The sequence below is a fragment of the Hyella patelloides LEGE 07179 genome, from assembly GCF_900659865.1.
Classification (GTDB): domain Bacteria; phylum Cyanobacteriota; class Cyanobacteriia; order Cyanobacteriales; family Xenococcaceae; genus Hyella; species Hyella patelloides.
In genome coordinates this window covers 1-4,461 of record NZ_LR214158.1, presented here as the reverse complement: position 1 = coordinate 4,461, position 4,461 = coordinate 1, and the positions used below count along the sequence as shown (strand labels likewise).

Here is a 4,461-nt window from a genome sequence, read left to right as displayed (position 1 = left end):
ACCTCCATCTATCTTAACGAGCCTCTGCTCGATAACAGTTCAGGCTACTTGTGGTTTTTGACCCACCATCGCCTGGAAGCCTCTACTTCTCTAGTTTCTAGAGCTTCGCAGCTTCAACGAATCGCACGACCTTATTCGCTCGGTTTTTCAAGGTATAAACATCATTACTATTGTATGGATAGCTCTGCCAATTAATTAAGGGGGGGACAACTTGTGGCACAGCCATTGGGACAACTTCGGGGACAGCCGATATCTCAAGCGAGGTTTGCTCTGGGACACCCTCGACCACTGAATCAGAATTATTTAACAGATTTTTTGATTCAACTCCTTCCGCCTTCTCTAATACGAGTTCTTGGGCAAAGGATTTTTCATTCAGGTTTTGATGCTCCTCATTTAACACGATCTCTACTGATGATGTTTCCGTGTCAGAAAATTCCTCTCGACAATGGAAGTTGTTTTTATGTGACTCTAAATTTTTAGAAGAGTTGTCCCCCTTGGACGATTCCTTATCTGACAAGGTTTCTAGGGTTGTCCCATCGGTTGTCCCATCGGTTGTCCCATCGGTTGTCCCGCAGTTGTCCCCTCTTTTTTGACCCAGAATTTCTTCTACTGTCAGATCGCGATCGCTTTCTCCTCGCAATCTCAATCCTTTAATTACTCTGACCCTCTTGCCATTTATGGTTAACCTTGCTTTCTGGGTTGACCACCCTAAAGTCCTCTGGGTTAACTCTAGTAACTCTGCCGAAAAGTTTTGTGGTGTCTTTGCCGAACGTTTGGTTTGCTGGCAATACAGGGCGTAACTTCCATAGAGGGTAGAACAAGTTGCATCATAATCTTCTGCTACTTTCCACTCATGAGCGTTACTGCCTATTGCCACACTACCTGTACTATCTTGTATTACCCATTCATTCACCCAAGCTGCTAGCCCATCACTTCGTATTTAAGATTCCCATACTGTTGTCGATAAAGAGCGATCGCCTACTCCTTTCAATACCGCTTCTATTTTTGTCTCTGGGATACTCAACAAGTAAGAAGTAAAAGCTCCCAATTCCCCTGAAAAATCTTTCATCAAATCTCGCTTCTTATGGTTGGGACATTGATAATCAAAAGGAATCATCCTAACTCGGCGGGTCAACCAAGAGCCTAGATTGGTATGAAAGATGGGGAAATTGGATGTTACCACTGTCAGTCCCCCAAATACATACTCAAAGCCGTTTTCAAACAGTCTTCTACCAGACAATCTATCCTGCCCAGTTAGCCGTTTGAAATTGCTCATTTTCTTGGGTGCTTTGTCTTGGTCTGGCAAAACAACTAACCTTTTACCAAAGATACGGGCTATTTCGTGCTTATCCTCCAATTCTGATAAATTCATCGTAGCGGTGTTGGATTCCCCTACCAAAGCCGTTAACAGTGTAGTAAAGGTAGATTTCCCACTACCACCCCCACCAATCAGGTGCAGGAATTTCTGTAGATCATTCCTCCCTCTCAAGACCGCAGCAGCGAAACAAAGTAACAATTCTTTATATTCAGCATTTCCCTTAGTAGCTTCATCCATCCAATTATCTATTTTTGTCCATCCTGCTTCAACAACTGTGTAATCCCGTGGAAGCTGCCACGTGAACTTGAATCCAGGATTATGTTCATGGAGTTTGTTTGTCGCTAACTCTAACACTCCATTACGGAATGGCAACCAATCTGTTGAAGATTTTTCCTCCCACTTCCTGATGAATAATTCTCTTTTTAAAGTGCCAATGATATTCTCAACATAAGCGTTAGTACCATATCCCTTGATATTCCGAGCCTTTAGAATGCTGTGTATTTCCGCTGCTAAGTAATCTTTACTAACAAGAGTCCAAATTCCTTCTGTTTCTAAACTGTAAGTCAACCAGGTTTTTAATTCATCACAATATACCCAGCGATCGCTATATTGTTCCGCTATTTCTACACCAACAATATCTGGCTTGGGTATTTTGTTTCCATCTACGGTGGTGAAGGCATCCGAGCCGTATTTAGAGTACCAATCATCAAAGCAGTAGGCTTGGCTTAATAATTGTTTACGGAATTCTTCGATCCCTTGATTTTTGATGAAATCATCCACGCCTTTTCCGTCATCTTCATTCCACTTGGGTAAATTATAAACTGGCACATTATATTTTTGTATCTGTCGGGCTAGTTTGATTAATGCTTGTTTGACGGGCTTCTTCGTATAAGTATCGGCATCAAAGGCAAAGATAAATCCAAATCCTTCCTTTGCAAATCTTTCTAACTCAGGAACTAAATAACGTTTTCCTTGGGGGTCATCCTTACTAGATGTTAACCCCATCTCTACTCCTAATAAGGCAAGAGTGGGAAGCTCGTGTGAACATAAGGCGATCGCTTTGAATCCCCCCTCTGTGATTATTAAAAGAGGAATATCATTTATCTTGTAGCACTTTTGTTTTAATGCTGAGAGATGATTCCAGTGATATTTATCTGTGGGATGAGCGGGTAATAAAGCATCGTATTCATCACCTAATGCTGTCCTATACTTGGGTGCTTTCTTACCTTGTTTATTGCTCCAGGGTTTATGAGGGCGTAATTGTCCTTGCCCATTTGCGCCCTCAATCAGGATTCCTCCTGACTTGGCTGGGTATCCTAGATAAGAAGTGGCTTGGGTTTGGGTTAAGGTTTGACATCCTGCCGTTATCCACTTTGGGTTTAATCCTCTTTTGACACAGCAATGCTCGTAATCTGATGCTGATAGTTGATTTTGGCGAAGCTTGGGTGGTGCTGCTGCTACTGTACTCATGCTGCACCTCTTAACCCATTTCTCCAGCCTACAGAATATAAATCTGTATCTAGCTCTTGTTTTTCTCGATTTTTCTGTTCTACACTTGTATGTAAATCAATCATGTTGAATTCCTCAATATGGTTTTGATCTAAAGGGTGGTTCAAAGTTTCTCAGGCTTCTTAACCACCTTTGCTATTCTCATCATAAACTTAATAACGTTGTACGTCGCTATTAATCCAATCTGCTTCACACTTTTTAGCATTGTATAGAGCTATAATTGAAGTAAGATCGCATTTAACGTTAGTTAAGATTTCTATGGCAAGACAAGGTGGTAATCCCGATTTTGGTACTAAATACAAATTTAATTACGGTCGGGAAAAACCATTAACCGAGCAGGTCAAGGCTGTAGTTTATCCCGAAATGAAAGCTAAACTTAAACAGCTAGCAAAGGAAAAAAAATGTACTGTTCCCGATCTGATTCGGGATGCTCTAGAGCAATACCTGAATACCGTTGCTTAGTGATTGAAATCGAAAACTGCTTACTCTTCATGCTGCTCCTCCTCTTCTGACTCTTCTACGTCTTTGGGTCGCAGGCACGATTTCAATTCTTCCTGACACAGATGTTTCTTTACCCGACTCCAAATCCCTAATGCCTTGAACGACGGCTTCCTCTAAAAATGCAGTCAATCCTGGGATAGAGTACTCTCCTTCTCGATTTTTGTATGCGGTTACGATGGGTAATTCCCACGACTCCATTCCAAGGGATATCTCCACTAACAGTACTGGTACAGCATTTCTCATGTTATTTTATCCTACTTAAATACTACAGAATGGCTCATTGATTTTTTCTTCAAAGATGGCAAATCTTCTAGGAGTCGCCCATTACGGCAAAAATGGCTCGATCTAAAAACTCCAAATCATCCGAACCATAGACATTCACCATTCGAGTTGTTCCGCCCACAAACTGCTCTCTTCGCACTGGCTTGATTCCGTGTTTGTCTTGATACAGCAAGCTGGCTTGTTTGCCGATTTGCTGTAATTGTTGATTATTGGGGCGATAGCCTAGATGTATAGCTCTATCTGAGACTGGATACTCCAATCTTCTGGTTGGCTCTGGTTGATTTGGAGTCTGCGATAACTGAAGTCGATCTGCTAACAAAATATTGCGAACTCGGTCTTTGAGCAGTATTTTTGTTCTGTCATCACACCCTCCCAATTCCACAAATAAATTCATCCCCAGTCTGATAGTCTCCAATTCTTCTCTGGCTGAAAGTAAAGTAGGGATAGAGGGTGATTTTTCAGCTACAGAATAACTACCCGTTTTTCTAATTGATGGAATCACTTCTTCATAGAGCCATTCCTGGAATGGGACAGCTAAACTACTATCGGAACGACCAATCAAACAATACAAACCAGGTTCTAATAGTGTCGTTAACTTTTGCTTTCCTCCAGGGGTAAGAATTTGTTTCTTATCCTTCCATTGCGAAGGGACTTTGCTTAAATACTTACTGTAACTAGCTCTTGATGCAGTGGGATACAATATAGCTACTATGTCGGCAGCTATCCATTCTGGTTTTTCTTCCGTTCCCACAAATCTTACTTGCTGAGTTTCAAACGTAAAAATTGATAGGTTTGACATAGCTCGTTTTTTTCTCTGAGTAAATGACAACAGAGCTTTTTAGCCCTCACCA

General features: G+C 41.5%; 5 protein-coding genes. 1 reads left to right on the top strand and 4 read right to left on the bottom strand.

Features of this window, described 5'->3' with window-relative positions; genetic code table 11:
- Window positions 1–97: 97 nt before the first annotated feature.
- Complete coding sequence (locus H1P_RS31275) at window positions 98–913, bottom strand: hypothetical protein (protein WP_144875088.1); 816 nt, start codon at window positions 911–913, stop codon at window positions 98–100.
- 27 nt (window positions 914–940) lie between these two features.
- A complete protein-coding gene (locus H1P_RS31270) occupies window positions 941–2,788 on the bottom strand; it encodes a DUF3854 domain-containing protein (RefSeq protein ID WP_144875086.1) in 1,848 nt (615 codons plus the stop codon).
- Between the two features lie 297 nt (window positions 2,789–3,085).
- Between H1P_RS31270 and H1P_RS31265 the strand changes: the two genes are divergently transcribed.
- Complete coding sequence (locus H1P_RS31265) at window positions 3,086–3,289, top strand: ribbon-helix-helix protein, CopG family (protein WP_144875084.1); 204 nt, start codon at window positions 3,086–3,088, stop codon at window positions 3,287–3,289.
- 27 nt (window positions 3,290–3,316) lie between these two features.
- On the opposite strand, the gene H1P_RS31260 is transcribed toward H1P_RS31265, so the two are convergent.
- Window positions 3,317–3,571, bottom strand: a complete 255-nt coding sequence (locus tag H1P_RS31260) for a hypothetical protein (RefSeq protein WP_144875082.1) — start codon at window positions 3,569–3,571, stop codon at window positions 3,317–3,319.
- 67 nt (window positions 3,572–3,638) lie between these two features.
- The gene (locus H1P_RS31255) at window positions 3,639–4,409 is read right to left on the bottom strand and encodes a BRO-N domain-containing protein (protein ID WP_144875080.1); all 771 of its coding nucleotides are present in this window, start codon (window positions 4,407–4,409) and stop codon (window positions 3,639–3,641) included.
- Between the last annotated feature and the right edge of the window lie 52 nt (window positions 4,410–4,461).

Coding starts and splice junctions, on each gene's coding strand:
- H1P_RS31265 (WP_144875084.1), top strand. CDS start 3,086: ATGGCAAGACAAGGTGGTAATCCCGATTTTGGTACTAAATACAAATTT.
- H1P_RS31255 (WP_144875080.1), bottom strand. CDS start 4,409: ATGTCAAACCTATCAATTTTTACGTTTGAAACTCAGCAAGTAAGATTT.
- H1P_RS31270 (WP_144875086.1), bottom strand. CDS start 2,788: ATGAGTACAGTAGCAGCAGCACCACCCAAGCTTCGCCAAAATCAACTA.
- H1P_RS31260 (WP_144875082.1), bottom strand. CDS start 3,571: ATGAGAAATGCTGTACCAGTACTGTTAGTGGAGATATCCCTTGGAATG.